The organism is Achromobacter insuavis, from assembly GCF_902859645.1.
In the GTDB taxonomy this organism is placed as follows: Bacteria; Pseudomonadota; Gammaproteobacteria; order Burkholderiales; family Burkholderiaceae_B; genus Achromobacter; species Achromobacter insuavis.
In genome coordinates this window covers 1-22,282 of the sequence record NZ_CADIJR010000073.1, presented here as the reverse complement: position 1 = coordinate 22,282, position 22,282 = coordinate 1, and the positions used below count along the sequence as shown (strand labels likewise).

At 69.9% G+C, this 22,282-nt stretch carries 17 protein-coding genes; 10 read left to right on the top strand and 7 right to left on the bottom strand.

Going from position 1 to position 22,282, the window contains the following annotated elements; genetic code table 11:
- Positions 1-45: 45 nt before the first annotated feature.
- The 3 genes from H0523_RS25775 to hmpA form a co-directional block, all read right to left on the bottom strand.
- Positions 46-1,293, bottom strand: a complete 1,248-nt coding sequence (locus H0523_RS25775; RefSeq protein ID WP_054432300.1) for a D-amino acid dehydrogenase — start codon at positions 1,291-1,293, stop codon at positions 46-48.
- Positions 1,294-1,466: 173 nt separating this feature from the next.
- Positions 1,467-1,904, bottom strand: a complete 438-nt coding sequence (locus tag H0523_RS25770) for an Rrf2 family transcriptional regulator (protein ID WP_054432301.1) — start codon at positions 1,902-1,904, stop codon at positions 1,467-1,469.
- A gap of 19 nt (positions 1,905-1,923) precedes the next feature.
- The gene (hmpA, locus tag H0523_RS25765; protein ID WP_054432302.1) at positions 1,924-3,141 is read right to left on the bottom strand and encodes an NO-inducible flavohemoprotein; all 1,218 of its coding nucleotides are present in this window, start codon (positions 3,139-3,141) and stop codon (positions 1,924-1,926) included.
- A gap of 169 nt (positions 3,142-3,310) precedes the next feature.
- Here hmpA and H0523_RS25760 point away from each other — a divergent pair, with 169 nt between their 5' ends.
- A complete protein-coding gene (locus H0523_RS25760; protein ID WP_054432303.1) occupies positions 3,311-3,772 on the top strand; it encodes a GatB/YqeY domain-containing protein in 462 nt (153 codons plus the stop codon).
- Positions 3,773-3,774: 2 nt separating this feature from the next.
- The gene (locus tag H0523_RS25755; protein WP_054432304.1) at positions 3,775-4,911 is read left to right on the top strand and encodes a hypothetical protein; all 1,137 of its coding nucleotides are present in this window, start codon (positions 3,775-3,777) and stop codon (positions 4,909-4,911) included.
- Between the two features lie 28 nt (positions 4,912-4,939).
- Here the strand turns inward: H0523_RS25755 and dinB are convergent, their stop codons facing one another.
- A complete protein-coding gene (gene dinB, locus H0523_RS25750; RefSeq protein WP_054432305.1) occupies positions 4,940-6,022 on the bottom strand; it encodes a DNA polymerase IV in 1,083 nt (360 codons plus the stop codon).
- 167 nt (positions 6,023-6,189) lie between these two features.
- Here dinB and H0523_RS25745 point away from each other — a divergent pair, with 167 nt between their 5' ends.
- Positions 6,190-6,615, top strand: a complete 426-nt coding sequence (locus tag H0523_RS25745) for a PaaI family thioesterase (RefSeq protein ID WP_054432306.1) — start codon at positions 6,190-6,192, stop codon at positions 6,613-6,615.
- A 39-nt stretch (positions 6,616-6,654) separates the two neighbouring features.
- On the opposite strand, the gene H0523_RS25740 is transcribed toward H0523_RS25745, so the two are convergent.
- Positions 6,655-7,110: a BPTD_2524 family lipoprotein gene (locus H0523_RS25740; RefSeq protein ID WP_054432307.1), complete on the bottom strand. Its 456-nt coding sequence runs from the start codon at positions 7,108-7,110 to the stop codon at positions 6,655-6,657.
- 161 nt (positions 7,111-7,271) lie between these two features.
- Here H0523_RS25740 and H0523_RS25735 point away from each other — a divergent pair, with 161 nt between their 5' ends.
- Complete coding sequence (locus H0523_RS25735) at positions 7,272-9,179, top strand: S9 family peptidase (RefSeq protein WP_369816790.1); 1,908 nt, start codon at positions 7,272-7,274, stop codon at positions 9,177-9,179.
- Here the strand turns inward: H0523_RS25735 and H0523_RS25730 are convergent.
- Positions 9,169-10,434 (bottom strand): sensor domain-containing diguanylate cyclase, encoded by a 1,266-nt coding sequence (locus H0523_RS25730; RefSeq protein WP_054432309.1) that lies wholly within the window; start codon positions 10,432-10,434, stop codon positions 9,169-9,171. The two genes, H0523_RS25735 and H0523_RS25730, sit on opposite strands and share 11 nt — an antisense overlap.
- A gap of 552 nt (positions 10,435-10,986) precedes the next feature.
- Here H0523_RS25730 and pgaA point away from each other — a divergent pair.
- The 4 genes from pgaA to pgaD are packed head-to-tail and all read left to right on the top strand — an operon-like array spanning position 10,987 to position 17,324.
- Positions 10,987-13,491, top strand: coding sequence for a poly-beta-1,6 N-acetyl-D-glucosamine export porin PgaA (gene pgaA, locus H0523_RS25725; protein WP_231689924.1), 2,505 nt, complete (start codon positions 10,987-10,989; stop codon positions 13,489-13,491).
- 7 nt (positions 13,492-13,498) lie between these two features.
- Positions 13,499-15,532, top strand: coding sequence for a poly-beta-1,6-N-acetyl-D-glucosamine N-deacetylase PgaB (gene pgaB, locus H0523_RS25720; RefSeq protein WP_054432310.1), 2,034 nt, complete (start codon positions 13,499-13,501; stop codon positions 15,530-15,532).
- Entirely contained in the window at positions 15,529-16,866 is a 1,338-nt protein-coding gene (gene pgaC / locus H0523_RS25715; RefSeq protein WP_054432311.1) for a poly-beta-1,6-N-acetyl-D-glucosamine synthase, read from the top strand. Before pgaB ends, pgaC begins: the two co-directional genes overlap by 4 nt.
- Positions 16,863-17,324, top strand: a complete 462-nt coding sequence (pgaD, locus tag H0523_RS25710; protein WP_054432312.1) for a poly-beta-1,6-N-acetyl-D-glucosamine biosynthesis protein PgaD — start codon at positions 16,863-16,865, stop codon at positions 17,322-17,324. The genes pgaC and pgaD overlap by 4 nt, the downstream gene beginning before the upstream one ends.
- Positions 17,325-17,378: 54 nt before the next feature.
- Here pgaD and H0523_RS25705 read toward each other — a convergent pair whose 3' ends face one another.
- Entirely contained in the window at positions 17,379-18,623 is a 1,245-nt protein-coding gene (locus tag H0523_RS25705; protein WP_054432313.1) for an MFS transporter, read from the bottom strand.
- Positions 18,624-18,793: 170 nt separating this feature from the next.
- On the opposite strand from H0523_RS25705, the gene H0523_RS25700 reads away from it, so the two are divergent.
- A complete protein-coding gene (locus H0523_RS25700; RefSeq protein WP_054432314.1) occupies positions 18,794-19,600 on the top strand; it encodes an AraC family transcriptional regulator in 807 nt (268 codons plus the stop codon).
- A 215-nt stretch (positions 19,601-19,815) separates the two neighbouring features.
- Positions 19,816-22,282: penicillin-binding protein 1A (locus H0523_RS25695; protein WP_257225172.1), on the top strand; the 2,467-nt coding region annotated here is incomplete at its 3' end.

Here is a 22,282-nt window from a genome sequence, read left to right as displayed (position 1 = left end):
AGTGCAGGCCTGGAACGCCAAGGCCCGCGAAGTTCCGCCCCGGCCTCACGGCCGGAACGGCAGCGGATCCAGCGGCGTCTCCAGCCCCGCCATCTGCGCCGTCAACAGCGCGGCGCTGCCGCAGGCCAGGGTGAAGCCAAGCGCGCCCTGGCCGATGTTCAGCCACAGGTTGTCGGCGGCGGAACTGCGCCCGATCAGCGGCTTGCCGGTGGGGGTGGCCGGACGCAGCCCGGCCCAGGGTATCGCCTGCGCCAGGTCCAGCGCCGGAAACGCCTCGCGCACCTGGCGCTTGAGCAGCGCAATGCGGGCCGGATCGATGTCGGCGTTGGCGCTGCCGATGTCCACCATGGCCGCGATCCGCAGCACCCCGCCGACGCGCGCATAGACGATGCGGCGCTCGTAGTCGGTAACGCTGATGCGCGGCGCCACGGCGTCGTCGTCCGCCAGCGGCACGGTCAGGCTGTAGCCCTTGAGCGGATACAGCGGCACGTCGTGGCCCAGCGGCTGCAGCAGCGCGCGCGTGCCGATGCCCGTGGCCAGCACCACCGCGTCGGCGCCGATGTCGCCGTCCTGGGTGTGCACGGCGACGATGCGGCGGCCTTCGCGCTGCAGGCCGGCGACCGGATTGGACATGGCGCACTGCACATTGGGCAGCGCTTGCAGTCGTTCGAACAGCGCCTGCGTGAACTGGCGGCAGTCGCCCGCTTCCTCGCTCGGGGTGTAGATGGCGCCGGCCAGGCTGGCGCCCATGCCGGCCAGCGCCGGCTCGCGCTGCAGCGTCTGGGCGGCGTCCAGCACCTGCTGCTCGGCGCCATGGGCCGCCTGGTAGGCGACCAGCGCGCGCGCCTTGTCCAGCAGGGCCGCGCTGCGATAGGCGATCAGCTTGCCGTTGCGCAGGTGGCCGAATTCCAGGTTTTCCTGTTCCAGCAAGGCATGCATGGCGTCGCGGCTGAGGAAGGACAGCGCCTGCAGTTGCGCGGTGGACTCGCGCGCCACCGAGGCGCGGCAGGCCAGCGCGAACCGCAGGCACCAGCGCCACTGGTGCGGGTCCAGCCGCGGCCGGAAGCGCAGCGGCGAATCCTCGCGCAGCAGCCAGCCCGGCACGCTCGGCAGCACGCCCGGCCCGGCCAGCGGCGCGACGTAGCTGTAGCTGAGCTGGCCGCCGTTGGCGTAGCTGGACACCTCGGCCGGATGGGCGTGGCTGTCGACCAGCACGACCTCATGGCCCTGGCGGGCCAGGAAATAAGCCGAGGTCACGCCCACGACCCCGGCGCCGATCACGCATACCCGCATAGCCTGCATCCCGATAAGAAAATGGCGACGGTCTTATTCTGAAGCGGGGGACGGATGACCGCAAATCACCAAAGCCCCAGCACCCATAACCCCGGCTCATGGACCGGACTCATGGACCGGCCTCGCGGCCAACGGCCACGCCCACGGCCACCGGCGCGCAGCCGGCGCGTCCTTCAGGCGGCGCGATGCAGCTTGATGATGGCGGCGGCGGTCGGATCGCGCACCAGGTCGGCCAAAGAATAGCCGTTGAGGGCGTCATAGAACGCCTGCAGGGTCTGCGCCAGCACGCCCGCCAGGCGGCAGGCGCCGTCCAGCGCACAGGGCGGCTCGCGGCAATCGATCAGCGGCCCTTGCTGTTCCAGTTCACGCACCAGATCGCCCAGCCGGTACTCGGCCGCCGGGCGCGCCAGCGCCAGGCCGCCGCCCTTGCCGCGCGTCGTGCTGACCCAGCCGCGCTGCGACATGAAGTGCACCACCTTGACCAGGTGGTTGCGCGACAGGTCGAAGCGCGTGGCGATCTCCGGAATGGTGACCGCCGCGGGCCGGTCGCGGCACTGCGTCAGGTACATCAGCACGCGCAGGCCGAAGTCGGTGAATCGGGTCAGTTGCATGGGCGCCAGGATACACCGGTCAGGCCGGCGCGCCGCCGCTGCCGAAGACCTCGGCGTGGATGCGGTCGGGCGTCACGCCCAGTTCCAGCAGCGTTTCGCGCTGCGCCCGCATGAAACCGGACGGGCCGCACAAGTAGTAGTCGGCGTCCGGCACGATGGCTTCGTCACGAATGGCGCGCAGGTCGACCCGGCCATGGTGGTCATAGTCGCGGCCCGCGCGGTCGGCGCCGCCGACTTCCTCGTAGAACACCGCCTTGCGCACGTTGCCGCGGCGCGCGGCGATGTCGTTGACGTGGTCCTTCATGGCGTGCGCCGCGGCATTGCGACAGCCATGCACGAAGCGGATCTGGCGCGCATCGCCGGTGGCCACCAGGTGGTTCAGGATCGACACCATCGGCGTCAGCCCCACCCCGCCGCTCAACAGCACCACCGGCGCCTCGCCGTCCTCGCGCAGGTGGAAGTCGCCCTGCGGCGGCGCCACGTCCAGCACGCCGCCTTCCTCCAGGCGGTCATGCAGCGCGTTGGACACGCGCCCGGCCGGGCCATGCGCGCCGCCCGCTTCGCGCTTGACCGAGATCCGCAGGCGGTCCTGGCCCGGCGCGTCCGACAGGCTGTACTGGCGCGGCTGCATCAACCCCAGCTCCGGCACATAAACGCGCACCGAGACATATTGGCCGGGCCGGTAGGCCGGCACCGCGCCGCCATCGGCCGGCGCCAGGTAGAACGAGGTGATCTCGGCGCTTTCGGGCTGCTTGCCGACCACGCGGAAGGCGCGCCAGCCGGTCCAGCCGCCCGGCTTGGCGGCCGAGTCGGCGTACAGCCGCGCCTCGGCGGCGATCAGCATGTCGGCCAGCTGCCCATAGGCGGCGGCCCAGGCGTCGACCAGTTCATCGGTGGCGGCCTCGCCCAGCACTTCGCGGATCGAGGCCAGCAGGTGCTTGCCGACGATGGCGTAGTGCTCGGGCCGGATGCCCAGGCTGACGTGCTTGTGGACGATGCGCGTCACCACCGGCGCCAGCACCGACGGGTCGTCGATGTGCTCGGCATAGGCCGCGACCGCGCCGGCCAGCGCCTGCTGCTGTTCGCCGCCCGCCTGATGGCCCTGGTTGAAGACATGCTTGAGTTCCGGATTGTGCTGGAACATGCGGGCGTAGAAATGGCGGGTCAGGGCCTCGCCATGGGTTTTCAGGACGGGGGCCGTGGCTTTGACCAGGGCGCGGATCTGCGGGCTCAACATCGACTGCTCCTTGCGCGGCGGATGGCGCCGGGGCCATCCCTTTTAAAGATGCATTAATAATACATGTTTAAGCCGCCACGCACAAAATCCGCGCCCGCCGGGGCCATCCCACGGATGGCCGCCCCACGGTTACACTGCCCCTTCAACGCAACACCACAAAGGTTTAACCATGAGCACCGCTACGCTCAAGACCCGCCTCTCCGACGCCGTCAAGGACGCCATGCGCGCCAAGGCGACCGAGCGCCTCGCCACCCTGCGTTTCCTGCTGGCCGCCGTCAAGCAGAAGGAAGTCGACGAACGCCGCGACCTGACCGACGCCGAGATCACCGCCATCATCGAGAAGCAGGTCAAGCAGCGCCGCGAATCCATCGCCGCGTTCGAGCAGGCCGGCCGCACCGAGACCGCCGAGCAGGAAAAGGCCGAACTGGTCGTGCTGCAGGAATTCCTGCCGCAGGCCGCCACGCCCGAGGAAGTGGCCGCCGCCATCGACGCCGCGCTGGCCGAAGTGGCCGCCCAGGGCGTCACCGGCGCCCCCGCCATGGGCAAGGTCATGGCGCTGCTGAAGCAGTCGCTGGCCGGCCGCGCCGACATGACCGCGCTGTCGCAGCAGGTCAAGGGCCGGCTCGCCTGAGCATGGCCGACGCCGCCGCCCTGGACGCCATTGCCCCGCCGCTGCGCGCGGCGATCGGCGACTGCGTGGCGGCGATCAACCTGGCGCGGCAGCATTTCGAGTCGCGCCATGACGCCACCCTGCCCGATCCGCTGCAGTCCGACCCCGCGGCCCTGCGCCGCCTGTCGGAGGCCATCGCCCCCGTGATCGAGCGCCTGGCCGCCGAGCCGGACAACGGCCACGGCTGGGGCGCGGGCGGCGGTTCGCCGCTCGGCTACCGCGAGGCGCGCCCGGTGACGCTGGGCCTGTGGCGCGGCAGCCATGGCCGTCCCGGCGACGCGGACGGCACGCTCGACTACACCCGCTGCCTGTATCTGCTGTTCCAGGCCGCGCGCCTGCCGCCCGCCGCCATGGCGCAGGCGATCGCGCCGCTGCGCGACGACATCGTCTTCAACCACGTCGCCCTGCACATCATCGAGGACGCGCTGGCCCAGGCCCTGCGCGACGGCGCCAGCCAGGCGGCGCGCGCCGCCGCGGCCGAACCCTACATCCAGCTGCTGCGCGTCACCCACATCTTCCGCGAGGAAGACAACCGCTACCAGGGCTACCGCATCCTGCTGCGCGACGCGGCCGACCAGGGCGACGCCGCCGCCGCGCTCAAGCTGCTGCCCCAATGCAACACGCGCAGCGAACGCCACGAGATCGACACGATCAAGAGCCGGCTGGTGGCCGCCGTCAGCGCTCGCGACGGCCTGCAGGCGGCCCTCGACCTGTGCGACAACAAGCGCATCGGCGCCGCCTGCCGCGAATACGCGCTGCAACCGGTCATCGACGCCGGCGCCTACGACGCGCTGCGGGCCGCGCTGGCGCAACACCCCGACCTGGCCACGGCCGACAGCGGCGACGGCCTGGGCTTGCTGGTGCCCGCCTTCTGCGTCCGCGAAAAAACCGCCGGCGCCACGCGCGATGTCCAGGAATTCGATGCCCTGTTCGCGCGCGTCGACGCCATGGATCCCAAGCTCAAGCACGGCGACGCGCGGCTGCGCGACTGGCTGCTGCTGGAACTGGGCCTGGCTTCGCGCGGCGACCCGGCCTACCTCGGGCGCTGCCGCAAGGCCATCAAGAACGCCTCCATCAAGCGCGAACTCGACGGCGCCTGAACCGGCGTCCGTCCCGTTCCCCTCGGCCTCAGAACGCGCCGCCGAACAGATCCGGCTGGCGCGTCTGTTCCTGCGGATCGGCGAAATTGCTCATGCCCACGCCGGCCAGCCGGTACAGCGTCTGCGCCGGCAGGTCGACGCGCTCGCACAGCAGCCGCGCCAGCGCCGCCAGCTCGGCGGCCGAGGCCGGCGGATGCGGGCTGGTCTGGCTGCGCGTCAGGATGCGGAAACGGTCGGTCTTGAGCTTGAGCACCACCGTGCGGCCAAGGGCGCCCTTCTTCAGGGCCTGGCTCCAGACCTTCTCGGCCATGCGGTCGATGGCCTCGCCAACCGCGTCCAGCCGCACGTCTTCGGAAAACGTGGTCTCGGCCGACACCTGCTGCAGCGGCTGGTCGGTCTGCACCTCGCGCTCGTCGATGCCGCGCGCCAGCTCGTACAGGCGGCGGCCGTAGCGGCCGAAATAGTGCTCCAGTTCCTGCACGCCATGGGTGGCCAGGTCGCCCACGGTCTGGATGCCCAGCTGTTCCAGGCGCGCCTGCGTCACCTTGCCCACGCCCGGCACCTTGCGCACCGGCAGCGGCTGCAGGAATTCCAGCACCTTGGACGGACGGATCACGAACTGGCCGTCCGGCTTGTTCCAGTCGGACGCGATCTTGGCCAGGAACTTGTTGGGCGCGATCCCGGCGGAAGCGGTCAGGCCGGTCTCGGCGCGGATCTGCTGGCGGATCACCTGCGCCACCTCGGTGGCCGACGGCAGCCCCAGCTTGTTGACGGTGACGTCCAGGTAGGCCTCGTCCAGCGACAGCGGCTCGATCAGGTCGGTATGGCGGGCGAAGATCTGGCGGATCTGGCGCGACACCTCGCGGTAGCGGTTGAAGTCGGGCGGCACGTAGACCGCCTGCGGACAGAGCCGCTGCGCGCGCACCGCCGACATGGCCGAATGCACGCCGAAGCGGCGCGCCTCGTAGGACGCCGCGCACACCACCGAGCGCGGCCCGGTCCACGCCACCACCACCGGCTGGCCGCGCAGCTCGGGGTTGTCGCGCTGCTCCACGGAGGCGTAGAACGCATCCATGTCGATGTGTACGATCTTGCGGCTGACGTCGCTCATGTTGGTGAAAAACGGATCGGCGGCCGCATGGCGCCGGGGCGGGCGCGAAAAGTATGGTCACCGGAAAAAACGGCCACGGCCGCCGAATCCGCTCGGGCCGGCGGCGTAAAAGTGGATATTATGACCGCCAAATTCCCGTCGTTCCCTTTCCCCGCATAGCCACTTCCATGACTGTCTCCGCAACCCCCGCTCCGGGCGAGTATTTCGGCCTGGCGATTCCCTTCATGCGCTTTCTGGGCCTGGTGCCCGAGCAGATCGGGCCGGCCTACGCCCGCACCTCGCTGCCGTGGCGCCAGGACCTGACCAACAGCCGCGGCGACGTGCACGGCGGCACCCTGATGAGCGTGCTGGACTTCACCCTGAGCGCCGCGGCGCGCGGCTCGGCCGAAGCCACCGAGGGCATGGCCACCATCGACATGAACACCACCTTCCTGTCGCCGGGCACCGGCGACCTGGTGATCGAGGCGCGCTGCCTGCGCCGGGGCGGCTCCATCGCCTTCTGTGAAGGCGACATCCGCCGCGCCGACGGCGAACTGGTGGCCCGCGCCACCGCCACGTTCAAGATCATCCGCCGCCGCCCGGGCGGCGACTGAACGGCGCCGCGCGCCCCGGCAAACGGGGCGCGAACAGGCCTATTTCTTGAAATCGCGCGACGGCGGCACCGTCGGCCGCGGATCCAGCGGCATGTAGCTGGCGCACGAGCTCATGCCGTAGTAGATCGCGTCCTGCATGGCGCGCATCGCCGCCGCGTCCCAGGTGCCCTTGCCCCACATCACGATGCGGGTTTCGGTGGTCTTGGGACCGGCCGCCTTCAGGTCGACCCGGGTCATTTCGTTGTCGCTGTACGGGGCCAGCACCCGCACCACGGCGGACTGGGCGCCCTCGTCCAGGCTCGACACCACGCGATAGGCGTTGTCGGTGCTGCGCAGGCACGCGTTGGCCTGGCGCACCGTGGTGGCATAGGCGTCCTTGAAGGCAACGGGCGCCTTGAACTCGCTGTGCGGCGACGAGCCGTCCTGCGAAATGCCCAGCGAGCAGCCCGCCAGGCCCAAGGCCAGCGCCGACGCCGCGACCAGATTCCGAACCATGTATTTCTCCAGATTGATAGCCGCGATTATCCCGCAAACGGGACACCGGCATAAGTGGCCCGACCGGTTCGACACCCCGGCCGCGGCTATGGCATTATCGACGAGTCCGGCGGCGCATGGCGGCCGGGTGGAACCGTCGGAGGTATGCCTTGCTCTCATTCATGAAACACACCCTTATGGCCGCCGGTATCGTCGGCGCCTCGCTGGGCGCCAGCGCCGCGGCGCAGCCGCCCCGGGCCTACCCCCTGAAGGATTTCTTCCGCAATCCGGAACGCGGTTTCTTCCGCCTGGCCGACGACGGCAAGACCCTGGGCTTCATGCAGCCCACCAGCGTCGACGGCAAGCCGCCGCGCATGAACATCTACGTCCAGTCCCTGGAAGGCAGCAAGCCCGTGGGCGAGCCGCGCAAGCTGACCAGCGAATCGGCCCGTGACATCAGCAATTTCTTCTGGAAAGGCCCCGACGTGGTGCTCTACCAGAAGGACTTCGGCGGCGACGAGAATTTCCACGTCCTGGCGGTGGACGCCAAGACCGGCAAGGTCACCGACCTGACCCCGTATGAAGGCGTGCGCGCCAGCATCGAGGACGACCTCGAGGACGATCCCGACCACATCCTCATCAGCCACAACCAGCGCGATCCGCAGGTGTTCGACGTCTACCGCGTCAACGTGCACACCGGCGCCGGCGTGCTGGTGGCGCAGAACCCCGGCAACATCGTCGGCTGGCAGACCGACCACGCCGGCAAGGTGCGCGCCGCCGTCACCAGCGACGGCCTGAACACCACCCTGCTCTACCGCGACAACGAAGCCTCGGCATTCCGTCCGCTGTTCACCACCGACTACCGCACCAGCGTCAGCCCGGCCTTCTTCACCTTCGACGACAAGAAGTTCTACGCCCTGTCCAACCGCGGCCGCGACAAGCTCGCGCTGGTGGTCATCGATCCGGCCAGCCCCGACAAGGAAGACGAGATCTTCACCCCGGACACGGTCGACCTGGACGCCGCCGGCTTCTCGCGCAAGCGCCGCGTGCTGACGGTCGCCTCGTACCAGACCGACAAGCCGCAATACAAGTTCTTCGACGCCGAGACCGAAACGCTGTTCAAGAAGCTGTCAGCCCAGCTCGAGGGCTACCAGTTCATGATCCAGGGCGGCAACCGCGACGAGGACAAGTTCATCGTCGCCGCCTACAACGACCGCACCCCGGGCTCGCGCTACATCTACGACGCCCGCGCCGACACCCTCAGCAAGCTGGCCGACATCAACCCGGCCATTCCCGAGGCCGACATGTCGCGGGTGCAGCCCATCAGCTACCAGAGCCGCGACGGCCTCACCATCCACGGCTACCTGACGCTGCCGGCCGGGCGCGATCCGAAGAACCTGGCGTGCATCGTCAACCCGCACGGCGGCCCGTGGGCGCGCGACGGCTGGGGCTACAACCCCGAGGTGCAGTTCCTGGCCAACCGCGGCTTCTGCGTGCTGCAGATGAACTTCCGCGGCTCCACCGGCTATGGCCGCGCCTTCTGGGAAGCCAGCTTCGGCCAGTGGGGCCTGAAGATGCAGGACGACATCACCGACGGCGTCCAATGGCTGGTCAAGCAGGGCATCGCCGATCCCAAGCGCATCGGCATCTACGGCGCCAGCTACGGCGGCTACGCCACGCTGGCCGGCGTGACCTTCACGCCCGACCTGTACGCGGCCGCGGTCGACTACGTCGGCGTGTCCAATCTGTTCACGTTCATGAAGTCGATTCCGCCCTACTGGAAGCCGATGCTGGACAAGATGCAGGACATGGTCGGCGACCCGGTGCGCGACAAGGACCGCCTGGCCGCCACCTCGCCGGCGCTGCACGCCGACAAGATCAAGACGCCGCTCTTCGTCGCCCAGGGCGCCAAGGACCCGCGCGTCAACAAGGACGAGAGCGACCAGATGGTCAAGGCGCTCAAGGCGCGCGGCGTCGAAGTGGAATACATGGTCAAGGACAACGAAGGCCACGGCTTCCACAACGACGAAAACAAGTTCGAGTTCTACGCGGCGATGGAGAAGTTCTTCACCGAGCACCTCAAGCCGTAAGGTTGGAGGCCTCGGCGGCCAACGCGCCGCCTTCCTGGGTGGCGCTGTCCCGCGCGGCACCCTCCCCTCCCTGCTCCCGGGCCGCCTGCTGGCGGCCCGTCATCCGTCCGCTCCAGGCCATCTCGACGCGGTCGCGCCCCAGTTCCTTGGCCTTGTACAGCGCCAGGTCGGCGCGGGCCAGGATGCCATCGGCGGTGTCGCCCGGCTGGAATGTCGCCACGCCGCCGCTGACGGTCATGCGCAGCGCCTGTCCCTGCAGGTACAGCGGCGAATCGCGCAAGGCATCGCAGACGCGTTGCGCCTGCACCAGCGCACAGGCGGCGTCGCAGCCGTACATCAGCAGCACGAACTCCTCGCCGCCCAGGCGGCCGAAACGGTCGCTGGCGCGCACGGCCTTGGGCACCGCCTGCGCGAAATGCCGCAGGGCGGCGTCGCCGGTCGCATGGCCATGGCGGTCGTTGATCGACTTGAAGTGGTCGATGTCCAGCACCAGCACCGCCAGCCGGCCATCGCCGCGCTCGCAGCGCAGCAGTTCATGCTCCAGCTCGTCGAGAATGCTGCGGCGGGAATAGGCGCCCGTCAGGCTGTCGAAGGTCAGCGCCGCCTGCATCCGCTCCGACAGCACGGTCTGGATCAGCAACAGCAAGGCCAGGAACAGCGCCGGCACCGTCACCGATCCACAGACGATGAAGAACAGGCCCCAGGGCGCCGGATCCAGCAGCGACGACACCGGCACCCAGCCGCTGCCATACACCACCACGCGCAGGGCGTGCAACAACGCCAGGCCGGCTATCGCCAGCAGCACGTACAGCACCACCCCGGGGGTCTGGATGCGCTGGCGCTGGCGGTACACCACGCCGCCGGTGGCGATCATCAGCACACAGGTGAAGGTGGAAAACACCACCAGGCGGCCGACCAGGTTGTCCTGGCGGTACAGCATCGCCGCCATCGCCACGATACAGAGCGCCGCCGCCAGGCCCGCGCGCACGGCCAGCGGCCGCAGGCCGAAGAACTGCCGCACGCCCACGTACACCAGGCTCACCGACGCCAGCCAGGCGGCGTTGGACACCATCACATAGGCGCCGGGCGGCATGATGTCGGCCGACGCATACGCCAGCAGCGACAGCACCGCCAGGCCGTTGGCGATCGTGAACGCCCGCACGCCGCCGACGCCGCGCGCCTGCAGCGGCAGCAGCAAGGGCAGCGCCAGAGCCGTCGCCAACCCCCACACCAGGAAAAATAAAGAAGTCGTCATGTTGTTTGCCGGCTCGCGCCTTCATGGGCGGTCGCCGTCGCTAGGATGTTGCACCGGATGCAGGGTCGGGGACACGTTACAGACCTGCACTTTTGACGTTTTTTGTTACCTGCATGGCGAGCCATGCGAACCTTTTCCGTCGCGCGCACAACGTTCCGTACCAGGTTTGCCCCAATACCGGCATACCGCCACGACGGTTGCGCGGTATGCACAGAGAATACGTCAAGCTTCGTAACAACGGCCCACCCTTTGCACTAATTGACAGTTGGATTGGCCGAAAACCCATAAAGTTCGGCCTGTTGACGGCGCCGCCAGAAGCGCCGCAACCACGCCCCACGGGCGTGGCGCGTACTAGCCATGCACTCCCTTGCGCGAGTGCGAAGGTCCCCGCAGCGGGCGCCGCGCAGTCACTACCCAACGCTCATCCATCCGCCGCCGGCGCCCCCTCGCGTCCGCGCCGCGCCTTCGGCAACGCGACCCGCGCGTCCGGCCGGCGGAGCCTTGAGCGCCCTCGTCGCAACTGCGGAAGTACTACGGATGCTGAAAGGAACAATGCCCCCCGGGGGCCAGGCGGGCCCCGACCTGGCCCCCGCCACGCAGGCAGGCCCGCGACCGCGCGCCGCCGCCATGGCGCTGCGCGCCTTCACGGCCGGCGCGCTGCTGGCTCCCGCCCTGGCGCTGGCCGCCCCCGACGCCGACTATGACGCGCTGATCGCGCGCGCCCGCGCCGGCGACTACGAACCGGCGCTGGCCATGCTGCGCCAGGGCGCGGGCGCCGGACGTCAGGCGGTCTACGACCACATCGTCATCGCCGGCTGGGCCGGCCGACCCGCCGAGGCGGTCGCCGCCTACGAATCCCTGCCCCCGGCCGCCGCCGTGCCCGCCGACATCCAGCTGGCGGCGGCGCGCGCCTATCGCGACCTGCGCCGCTGGCCCGAGGCCCTGACGGCCTACCGCGCCGGCCTGCGCCGCCATCCCGGCCAGACCGCCTTCGCCGCCGGCGAGATCATGACCCTGGCCGACGCCGGCCAGACCGAGGCCGCGCTCGCCGCCGGCCAGGCCTGGGTCAAGCGCGCGCCGCGCGACGCCGACGCGCGCCTGGCGCTGGGCTACGTCCACGCGCGGCTGCGCCAGCCCTACGAGGCCCTGCACCAGGCCGACCAGGCGCTGGCGATCGCGCCCGGCACGCCCTACGTGCTGCGCGAATACATCGACGCCCTCAGCCGCGCCCGCCTGGCGCAGCCGGCGCTGGACCTGGCCCGCCAGCATCCCGACCTGTTCGACGCCGCCCAGCTGCGCCGGCTGGAGGGCGACGCGCTGGCCCAGCAGGTCCGGCTGGCCGCCATGCCGACGCGCGCCGAGGCCGAGCGCTTCGCCATCGCCGACCGCGCGCTGGCGCGCTACGACGCGTTGATCCCCGCCTGGGAAGCCCTGGGCGAGCCGGCGCGTCAGGACGTGCTGCGCGCCCGCATCGACCGCCTGCACGCGCTGCATGCGCGGGTCCGCATGGCCGACCTGGTGCGCGAATACGAGGCCCTGCGCGCCCAGGACGTGGCGGTGCCGCGCTATGCGCTGAACGATGTCGCCTCGGCCTACCTGTACCTGCGCCAGCCGGAAAAGGCCCGCGACCTCTACCGCCAGGTCGGCGCCGACGGCGCCAACCGCGACGACGATGCCGAAGACCGCCTCAGCACCGAGACCGGCCTGTACTACGCGCTGGCCGAAGCCGAGGAATTCGACCGCACCGACGCCGTCACCGACGCCATCGAATCGGGCTACGCGCCCTGGCTGTACTTCAAGGGCCAGGCCACCCGCAATCCCAACGACCTCAAGCTCGAAAGCGCCCAGACCGTGGCGGCCGCGCGCCAGCTGGCCGACGACACGGTCTCCGCCGAGCAGCGCCTGCGCGGCATGGTCGAGAACGCCCCCAACAACTCGACGCTGCGCGCCGACCTGGCCTCGCTGTATCGCCGCCGCGACCTGCCGCGCGCCTCGGAACGCGAGCTGAAACTGGCCGAGACCCTGGCGCCGCGCGCGCTGTCGGTCGAGAACGGCCAGGGCTTCACCGCCATGGACCTGCAGGAATGGCGCCAGGCCGAGGTCCTCTCGGCCGACACCCTGACGCGCGCGCCGGAGAACCTCACCAGCCGCCGCCTGGCGCGCGAATGGGAAGTCCACAACAAGGCCGAGCTGCGCATCAGCGGCTACCGCGGCCTGGCCTCGGACAGCCCGGTCAACGGCAATGGCGACTTCGGCATCGACGCGGTGCTGTATTCGCCGCCGATCGACTACAACTGGCGCGCCTTCGGCGGCGGCGGCTACGCCACCGGCGATTTCGAGGAAGGACGCGGCAACTACCGCTGGCTGCGCACCGGCGTCGAATGGCGCGGCCGCGACCTGACGGTCGAGGGCGAAGTCTCGACCCACAGCTACGGCCACGGCGTCAAACCCGGCCTGCGCCTGTCCGCCGCCTACGACATCGACGACCACTGGCAGGTGGGCGGCTCGGGCGAACTGCTGTCGCGCGAGACCCCGCTGCGGGCCTTGACCAACGACATCACCGCCAACCGCCTCACCGGCTTCGTGCGCTGGCGCGCCAACGAGCGGCGCGAATGGACCCTGTCGCTGTCGCCGTCGCGCTTTTCCGACGGCAACCAGCGCTGGGAACTGGGGCTGGACGGGCGCGAGCGCGTCTACACCGCGCCGCACCTGAAGGCCGACCTGACGCTGGACCTGTCGACCCAGCGCAACAGCCGCGACGACGCGCCCTACTACAACCCGCGCTCGGACCTGATGGCGCTGCCCGGCGTGCGCCTGACCCACACGCTGTACCGCCGCTACGAAACCGCCTGGGAACAGATCGGCACCGTCGGCGCCGGCAGCTACACCCAGCAGGGCTACGGCACCGGCGGCGTCATCGCCCTGGGCTATGGCCAGCGCTACCGCGCCAACGACGTCCTGGACATGGGCGCGATGGTCACCGGCATCAGCCGCCCGTACGACGGCCAGCGCGAGCGCGAACTGCGCATCGTGTTCGACCTTGCCTACCGCTTCTGAGACCGCCATGTTGCTCAAGCTACCCACCCGACTCCTGCTGGCGGCCCTGCTGCTGCTGGCCATCCTGGCGCTGACCGCCTGCGCCAAGGACATCCCGGTCTACATGCCGCCCGCCGAACGGCCCGTGGCCGCCGCCGAAAAACCCTGGGCGCCCGGGAATTTCCTGGCGCTGGCGTACCACGACGTCGAGGACGACGACCCCGACCAGGCCTTTCTGAGCGTGCGCACCGACCGCCTCGTCGACCAGCTGGCCTGGCTGCGCGAGAACGGCTACCAGGCCGTTTCGGTCGACCAGATCCTGGCCGCGCGCCAGGGCGGCAAGCCGCTGCCCGAGCGCGCCGTGCTGCTGTCGTTCGACGACGGCTACCGCAGCTTCTACACCCGCGTGCTGCCGATCCTGAAGGCCTACCGCTGGCCGGCGCTGCTGGCGCCGGTGGGCACCTGGATGGACACGCCGGCCGGCAAGCCGGTGGATTTCGGCGGCAGCCCGGAACCGCGCAAGCGCTTCCTGGACTGGGACGAAATCCGCGCCATCTCCCGCTCCGGCCTGGTCGAGATCGCGGCGCACACCGACGCCTCGCACTACGGCGCCCTGGCCAACCCGCAAGGCAACACCGAACCGGCCGCGGCGATCCGCGCCTACGACGCCAAGACCGGCCGCTACGAAAGCGAGGCCGAGTTCGACGCCCGCATGGGCGGCGACGTGCGCGCCATCAGCCGCAAGATCGAACAGGTCACCGGCAGGAAGCCGCGCGTCTGGGTCTGGCCTTACGGCGCCGAGGGCGGCAGCACGCTGCGCATCGCCGCGGAAAACGGCTACGAACTGGCGCTGACGCTGGAAGACGGCCCCGGCCGCCTGGACCGCCTGATGTCCACGCCGCGCATGCTGCTGGCCAGCGATCCGCCGCTCAAGCCCTTCGCCAACAGCATCGTCGGCATGGAGGCCGCGCCGTTCATGCGGGTGGCCCACGTCGACCTGGACTACGTCTACGACCCGGACCCGGCGCAGACCGACCGCAACCTGGGCGAACTGGTGCAGCGCATCCTGGACCTGCAAATCAACACCGTGTTCCTGCAGGCGTATTCGGACCCCACCGGCGACGGCCTGGTGCGGTCGGTTTACTTTCCCAACCGCTGGCTGCCGGTACGCGCCGACCTGTTCAACCGCGCCGCCTGGCAGCTGCACAACCGCGCCAACGTCATGGTGTACGCCTGGATGCCGGTGCTCGCCTACGACCTGGACGCCTCGATCCCGCGCGTCACGCGCTGGCAGCCAGGCCAGACCGAGGCGCGGCCCGATCCGGACCAGTACCGCCGCCTGTCACCGTTCGACGCCACCGCGCGGGCCCGCATCGGCGACCTGTACGAGGACCTGGCGCGCCATGCCATCTTCGACGGCATCCTGTTCCACGACGACGCCGTGCTGTCCGACTTCGAGGACGCCAGCCCCGGCGCGCTGGCGGCCTACCGCGCCGCCGGCCTGCCCGCCGACATCGGCCAGCTGCGCGCCGATCCGGACACGCTGCAACGCTGGACGCGCTTCAAGAGCCGCGCCCTGGTCGACTTCACCGCCGAGCTGACCGACCGCGTGCGCGCCGTGCGCGGCCCGCAGATCAAGACCGCCCGCAACATCTTCGCCATGCCGATCCTGGAGCCGCGGTCGGAAACCTGGTTCGCGCAGAACCTGGACGACTTCCTCGGCGCCTACGACTGGACCGCGCCGATGGCCATGCCGTTGATGGAGAACGTGCCCAAGGGCCGGGAAAACGCCTGGCTCGACCGGCTGGTCGACGCCGTGGCGCGGCGCCCCGGCGCGCTCGACCGGACCGTGTTCGAGCTGCAGGCCCGCGACTGGCGCACCGGCCCCGGCCGCCCCGAGGCCACGCCCATCGACACCGCGGTATTGGCCGGCTGGATGCAGCGCCTGCAACTGCGCGGCGCGCGCAGCTTCGGCTACTACCCCGACGATTTCTCGCAAGACCAGCCCCGGTTGCAAGGCATCCGGCCCGCCATCTCCGAAGCCTGGTATCCCCTCCGATGATCGACCGTCTGATTGCCCTGATTATCCTGCTGGCGGTGCTCGGCGCGCCGTTCGGCTTCACCATGATGCTGACCGGCCAGGCGCTGCTGGGCTTCGTCTTCTTCTACCCGCTGTTCATGTCCGGCATGTGGATGGCCGGCGGCCTGTACTTCTGGTGGCACTGGGAACGGCGCTGGCAATGGGGCCCCGGATCGGCGCCGCCGGCGCTGGCCGGCGATCCGCTGGTGTCGATCCTGGTGCCCTGCTACAACGAGGCCGACAATGGCGAAGAGACCCTGCTGGCGGCGCTCAACCAGCGCTATCCGAACATCGAGGTCATCGCCATCAACGACGGCTCCAGCGACGGCACCGGGCCGATGCTGGACCGCCTGGCCGAACAGCATCCGCGCCTGCGCGTGGTGCACCTGGCGCAGAACCAGGGCAAGGCCATGGCGCTGCGCATGGGCGCGCTGGCCGCGCGCAGCGAATACCTGGTCTGCATCGACGGCGACGCGGTGCTCGACCCGGACGCCGCCGCCTACCTGGTGGCGCCGCTGATCGACAACCCGCGCGTGGGCGCGGTCACCGGCAACCCGCGCATCCGCACCCGCTCGACCCTGATCGGCCGCATCCAGGTGGGCGAGTTCTCGTCCATCATCGGCCTGATCAAGCGCACCCAGCGCGTCTACGGCCAGGTCTTCACCGTATCGGGCGTGGTCGCCGCCTTCCGGCGCGCGGCGCTGGACCGGGTCGGCTACTGGAGCCTGGACATGATCACGGAGGACATCGACATCAGCTGGAAGCTGCAGCGCGACCACTGGTCGATCTTCTACGAGCCGCGCGGCCTGTGCTGGATCCTGATGCCGGAGACGCTGCGCGGGATCTGGAAGCAGCGCCTGCGCTGGGCCCAGGGCGGCGCCGAGGTGTTCCTGAAGAATCTGCGCTCGATCTGGAGCTGGCGCCACCGCCGCCTGTGGCCGCTGATGCTGGAGTTCTGCCTGTCGACCGCCTGGGCCTTCGCCTTCGGCGTCTCGGTGCTGCTGTGGCTCGTCAGCCAGGTCGTGACCCTGCCCAACAACATGCACATCGCCAGCCTGATGCCGCCCGCCTTCACCGGCATGATGCTGGCGATGGTGTGCCTGCTGCAGTTCGCCATCAGCATCCTGATCGACCGCCGCTACGAGCCGGGCCTGTGGCGCGCGCTGTATTGGGTCATCTGGTACCCGCTGGCCTACTGGATGGTGAGCCTGTTCACCACCCTGGTCAGTTTCCCCAAAGTCATGCTGCGCAAGCAGGCCGAGCGCGCGCGCTGGACCAGCCCCGACCGCGGCATCAAATCACCGGACGCATCATGATCATCACCACGCAACGCTCGCGCGCGGGCTATCTGTTCGACCTGCTGCTGACCGCGGTCGGCTGGTTCGCCTTCGTCTACCTGTTCGGCGCCGGCATCGCCGCCATCCTGCGCGGCGCGGCCAGCGGGCCGCAAGCGCCGCTCTGGCCGACTTTCCTGCCCACGCTGCAGACGCTGGGCAGCTATGCCGTGCTGGCCCTGTTGAACGCCGCCCTGCTGGTGCTGTGGGCCGCCTACAACCACCTGCGCTTCGGCGGCAAGGACCGGCGCCAGCCGATCAAGCCGCTGGACGACCACCGGCTGGCCCTGAGCTTCGCGGTCACGCCGCGCCAGATCGCGCAACTGCGCGCCACGCGCGTGGCCGTCATCCATCACGGCGACGACGGCGAGATCCAGGGCATCGAAAGCGCCCGCCCGCGGCTGGCCGCCGTGCCCGAAGCGGCCAACGCCGCCGCCTGACGCCGCGGTCCGCGCCGCGGCGCCTGCCGGGGCGCGGACCGCGCGCGGCCGGCGTCAGGCGCGCTTGCGCTCCACGCTCGGCAGCAGCACCGCCACCACGCCCAGCAGCGGCAGGTAGGCGCAGACCTGGTACACATAGCCGATGCTGGTGGCATCGGCCAGCTTGCCCAGCGCCGCCGCGCCCAGCCCGCCCATGCCGAAGGCAAAGCCGAAGAACAGGCCGGCGATCATGCCGACCTTGCCCGGCACCAGCTCCTGCGCATACACCACGATGGCCGAGAAGGCCGACGCCAGCACCACGCCGATGATGACCACCAGCACGCCGGTCCAGAACAGGTTGGCATGCGGCAGCAACAGCGTGAACGGCGCCACGCCCAGGATCGACACCCAGATCACGATCTTGCGGCCGATGCGGTCGCCCACCGGCCCGCCCACCACCGTGCCCACCGCCACCGCGGCCAGGAACAGGAACAGGTACAGCTGCGCCTCGCGCACCGACAGCGCGAACTTGTCGATCAGGTAGAAGGTGAAATAGCTGTTCAGGCTGGCCAGGTAGAAGTACTTCGAGAACACCAGCAGGCCCAGCACGCCCAGCGCGCCCAGCACCTGGTTGCGCGTCAGGCCGTGGCCGCTGCCCTCGCGGCGGGCGCGCGGCTTCAGGCGCACGCGGTTGGCGCTGTACCAGCGGCCGATGCCGGTCAGCACCACGATGCCGAACAGCGCCGCCAGCGAGAACCAGGCCACGCTGCGCTGCCCGTGCGGGATGATGAACAGCGCCGCCAGCAGCGGCCCCAGCGCCGAGCCGACGTTGCCGCCGACCTGGAACAGCGACTGCGCCAGCCCGTGGCGTCCGCCCGAGGCCATGCGCGCCACCCGCGACGATTCCGGATGGAACACCGACGAGCCCGTGCCCACCAGCACCGCCGCCACCAGCAGCCAGCCGAACGACGGCGCCACCGACAGCAGCAGCAGGCCGGCCAGCGTGAAGCCCATGCCCACCGGCAGCGAATACGGCTTGGGATTGCGGTCGGTGTAGAAACCGATGAACGGCTGCAGCAGCGAAGCCGCCAGCTGGTACACCAGCGTGATCAGGCCGATTTGCGCGAACGACAGGCTGAACGAATCCTTCAGCATCGGGTAGATGGCCAACAGGATCGACTGGATCATGTCGTTCATCAGGTGCGCCACGCTGATGGCGCCCAGCACCGCGAACGCGGTGGAAGGGTCGGCAACGGCGGGGTTCGGCGCCGACGCGGCGCGGTCCGGCAGCCCGGCGGCGGGATTCTGGGCGGAGTTCATGGATAGGGAAAAGGCGAAAGGAAACGGAAATGCGTCCGACCCCATGCCGGACGTCCGGACAGTGTAGGAACGCCGGCCCGCCCACGCCTGACAATTTTCGTCGGGAAAGTGACAAAATAGCGTTTTTCCCGCAATGAATCCGGCTTCCTCCTTTTGTCGGAAGTGACACCATGCCGACCCGGCCCGCCCGCCTCGACCCCGCCCGCAGCATCGACGCCCAGGACTACCAGGACCGTCCCCGCGGCGTGACGGCGATGGCCAAGGAATTCACCGCCGGCGCCCGCACCGGCGCCCACTCCCATCCGCGCGCCCAGCTCATCTACGCCGTCGAAGGCGTGATGCACGTCACCACCCCGAGCGGCTTCTGGGCCCTGCCGCCGCTGCGCGCGCTGTGGGTGCCGGCCGGCGTGCCGCACGGCGTCGACATGATCGGCGCGGTCTCGATGCGCTCGCTGTACATCCATGCCGACGCCGCGCGGGCCTACTGGCCGCAGTGCCAGGTGATCGAGGTCAGCGGCCTGCTGCGCGAACTGATCCTGGCGCTGACCGCCGAGCCCATCGACTATCCGCTGGGCGGCCGCGCCGAACAGGTGGCCGCGCTGATCCTGTCCGAACTGGCCGCCGCCCGCGTGGTGCCGATCCAGATTCCCTGGCCGCGCGACCGCCGCCTGCAGACCATCTGCGAAGCCATCCTCGACCGCCCCGGCCTGCAGCGCGGCATCGAGGACTGGGCCGGCGAGGTCGGCGCCAGCGCGCGCACGCTGATCCGGCTGTTCCAGGCTGAATTGGGACTGAATTACCGTCAGTGGGTGCAGCAGGTGCGCCTGGCCGACGCGGTCTGCCGCCTGTCGCTGGGCGTGCCGGTGGCGCGCATCGCCGCCGACCTGGGCTACCGCAGCCCCAGCGCCTTCAGCGCCATGTTCCACCGCGCGCTGGGCGCGCCGCCGCAGCGCTATCTGCGGGCGGAAGCGCCATGACATCTGCAACCGGCCTTGCCGTTTGTCACGGCGCGCAATACATTTCAGCGCGCGCTTGCCATGTCGCGCTGCGCGAAACCCGCGCAGCGCGTATGCTCAAACCCGTCCCCATATCCTTGACCCACCCGCCGGTTCCTCCCCGCGGGCAAGTTTGGTTACCGAAACCTTCCGGCGCCGTCGCCGGTCTATAGCGTTCTGCCCTAGAATCGCCTGCAATGAGCACCCCCCAGCAATCCTCCGCCACCCCGGGCGGCAAATCGGGCTTTCCCTGGAAACGACTCCTCGTCAAAGCCGCCGTCGCCGTCGCCGGCCTCGGTGTCTGCGGGGCGGTCCTGGTCGGCCTGGCGCTGGCGATCGCCTGGCCCAGCCTGCCCGACCTGCACGCCATGACCGACTACCGGCCGCGGGTGCCGCTGCGCATCTACACCGCCGACAAGGTCCTGATCGGCGAATACGGCGAAGAACACCGCAACGTGCTGCGCTTCGACGAGATCCCGCCGGTGATGCGCCAGGCCGTGCTGTCGGCCGAGGATGACCGCTTCTACCAGCACGGCGGCGTCGACTGGATGGGCATGGTGCGCGCGGTGCTCGTGAACCTCGTCAAGCAATCCAAGACCCAGGGCGGCAGCACCATCACCATGCAGGTGGCGCGCAATTTCTACCTGTCGTCCGAGAAGACCTATTCGCGCAAGTTCTACGAACTGCTGCTGACCTACAAGATTGAATCCGAGCTCACCAAGGACCAGATCCTCGAGCTCTACATGAACCAGATCTACCTGGGCCACCGCGCCTATGGGTTCGCCGCCGCCTCGCGCACCTACCTCGGCAAGCCGCTGTCCGAAGTGACGCCGGCCGAGGCCGCGATGCTGGCCGGCATCCCCAAGGCCCCGTCGCGCTTCAACCCCATCACCAACTTCCCGCGCGCCGAGATCCGCCAGCACTACGTGCTGGGCCGCATGAAGACGCTGGGCTACCTGACCCCGGAACAGGCCGACGAGGCCCTCAAGCAGCGCCTGGTCATCCGCGGCGCCGACGGCTCCAGCACCCGCGGCTTCGCCATCCACGGCGACTACCCGGCCGAACTGGCGCGCCAGCTGATGTACGGCGTGTTCCAGGAGCAGACCTACTCCAAGGGCATCGACGTCTACACCACGATCGACTCCAAGGACCAGGAAGCCGCCTACCGCGCCGTGCGCGATGGCGTGATGGACTACACCCGCCGCGCGCCCTACCCCGGCCCCGAAGACCAGATCGAACTGCCCGACGGCGTCGAGAAGGACCCCGCGGCGCTCGACGACCTGCTCGACGGCGTGCAGGAAAAGACGCCCGACAGCGAAGACCTGCTCGCCGCCGTGGTGCTGGCCGCCAGCCCGCAGGAAGTGACCGTGGCCCGCAGCGCCCGCGACATCATCACCATCTCCGACAAGAAGGCGCTGTCGGTGGTGGCGCGCGCGCTCAACCCCAAGGCCAGCGACAGCCAGCGCATCCAGCGCGGCTCGGTGGTCTACATCCACAAGAACGGCGACGGCTGGGAAATCATCAACATGCCGGCGCTGCAGGCGGCGCTGGTGTCGATGGTGCCGCAGGACGGCGCCATCCGCGCCATGATCGGCGGCTTCGACTACAACCGCGGCACCTTCAACCGCGTCACCCAGGCCTGGCGCCAGCCGGGCTCGAACATCAAGCCGTTCGTCTACGCCGCGGCCCTGGAGCGCGGCCTGACGCCCGCCACCCAGATCTCCGACCAGCCCTTCATGCTGACCGCCGCCCAGACCGGCTCGAAAGACTGGCAGCCCAAGAACGACGGCAACCGCTACGAGCCGATGCTGACGCTGCGCCAGGGCCTGTACAAGTCCAAGAACATGGTCACCATCCGCATCCTGCAGGCCATCGGCCCGCAGTACGCGCAGGACTACCTGACCCGCTTCGGCTTCGACAAGGCCCGCTGGCCGGCGGTGCTGCCGCTGGGCCTGGGCGCCGGCGGCGCCACGCCGCTGCAGGTGGTCAACGGCTACAGCGTGTTCGCCAACGGCGGCTACCGCGTCACGCCCTACCTGATCGACAAGGTCACCGACCGCTCGGGCAACGTGCTGATGCAGGCGCAGCCGGTGGTGGCGGGCGACGCCGCCGCGCGCGCCATCGACCCGCGCACCGCCTGGGTCATGGACGACATCCTGCGCGGCGTCACCACCAGCGGCACCGCGGCGCGCGCGCACCAGGTGCTCAAGCGCAACGACATCGGCGGCAAGACCGGCACCACCAACGAAGCGGTCGACGTCTGGTTCTCCGGCTTCACCCCCACCCTGGCCACCACGGTCTGGATGGGCTTCGACCAGCCCAAGTCGCTGGGCACCAACGAATTCGGCAGCGGCCTGGCGCTGACCACCTGGCTCGACTACATGCAGCCGGCCCTCAAGGGCGTGCCCGAGACCAAGCCGGCGCCGCGTCCCGACGGCCTGCTGGTGGACAACGGCGAATACTATTTCAACGAATTCCCGCCGGGCCAGGCGGTGGCCTCGCTCGACCTGTCCAGCGGCGACCCGCTGACCGACTTTCTCAACAACAACCGTTCCACCGACGGCGTCGACAACTCGGTGCGGCCCCTGCCCGCGCCGGGCGCGACGCTGCCGCCGGCGACTCAGCCCCAGGCGGGCGCGCCGCAGCAGGCGCCCGCACAGCCGG

Excerpts from the sequence above, each read along its gene's own strand:
- hmpA (WP_054432302.1), bottom strand. The coding sequence starts at position 3,141 with ATGTTGAGCCCGCAGATCCGCGCCCTGGTCAAAGCCACGGCCCCCGTC.
- H0523_RS25775 (WP_054432300.1), bottom strand. The coding sequence starts at position 1,293 with ATGCGGGTATGCGTGATCGGCGCCGGGGTCGTGGGCGTGACCTCGGCT.
- H0523_RS25705 (WP_054432313.1), bottom strand. The coding sequence starts at position 18,623 with ATGAACTCCGCCCAGAATCCCGCCGCCGGGCTGCCGGACCGCGCCGCG.
- H0523_RS25700 (WP_054432314.1), top strand. The coding sequence starts at position 18,794 with ATGCCGACCCGGCCCGCCCGCCTCGACCCCGCCCGCAGCATCGACGCC.
- pgaB (WP_054432310.1), top strand. The coding sequence starts at position 13,499 with ATGTTGCTCAAGCTACCCACCCGACTCCTGCTGGCGGCCCTGCTGCTG.
- H0523_RS25735 (WP_369816790.1), top strand. The coding sequence starts at position 7,272 with ATGAAACACACCCTTATGGCCGCCGGTATCGTCGGCGCCTCGCTGGGC.
- H0523_RS25740 (WP_054432307.1), bottom strand. The coding sequence starts at position 7,110 with ATGGTTCGGAATCTGGTCGCGGCGTCGGCGCTGGCCTTGGGCCTGGCG.
- H0523_RS25760 (WP_054432303.1), top strand. The coding sequence starts at position 3,311 with ATGAGCACCGCTACGCTCAAGACCCGCCTCTCCGACGCCGTCAAGGAC.
- H0523_RS25755 (WP_054432304.1), top strand. The coding sequence starts at position 3,775 with ATGGCCGACGCCGCCGCCCTGGACGCCATTGCCCCGCCGCTGCGCGCG.
- H0523_RS25745 (WP_054432306.1), top strand. The coding sequence starts at position 6,190 with ATGACTGTCTCCGCAACCCCCGCTCCGGGCGAGTATTTCGGCCTGGCG.
- pgaC (WP_054432311.1), top strand. The coding sequence starts at position 15,529 with ATGATCGACCGTCTGATTGCCCTGATTATCCTGCTGGCGGTGCTCGGC.
- H0523_RS25770 (WP_054432301.1), bottom strand. The coding sequence starts at position 1,904 with ATGCAACTGACCCGATTCACCGACTTCGGCCTGCGCGTGCTGATGTAC.
- dinB (WP_054432305.1), bottom strand. The coding sequence starts at position 6,022 with ATGAGCGACGTCAGCCGCAAGATCGTACACATCGACATGGATGCGTTC.
- pgaD (WP_054432312.1), top strand. The coding sequence starts at position 16,863 with ATGATCATCACCACGCAACGCTCGCGCGCGGGCTATCTGTTCGACCTG.
- H0523_RS25730 (WP_054432309.1), bottom strand. The coding sequence starts at position 10,434 with ATGACGACTTCTTTATTTTTCCTGGTGTGGGGGTTGGCGACGGCTCTG.
- pgaA (WP_231689924.1), top strand. The coding sequence starts at position 10,987 with ATGCCCCCCGGGGGCCAGGCGGGCCCCGACCTGGCCCCCGCCACGCAG.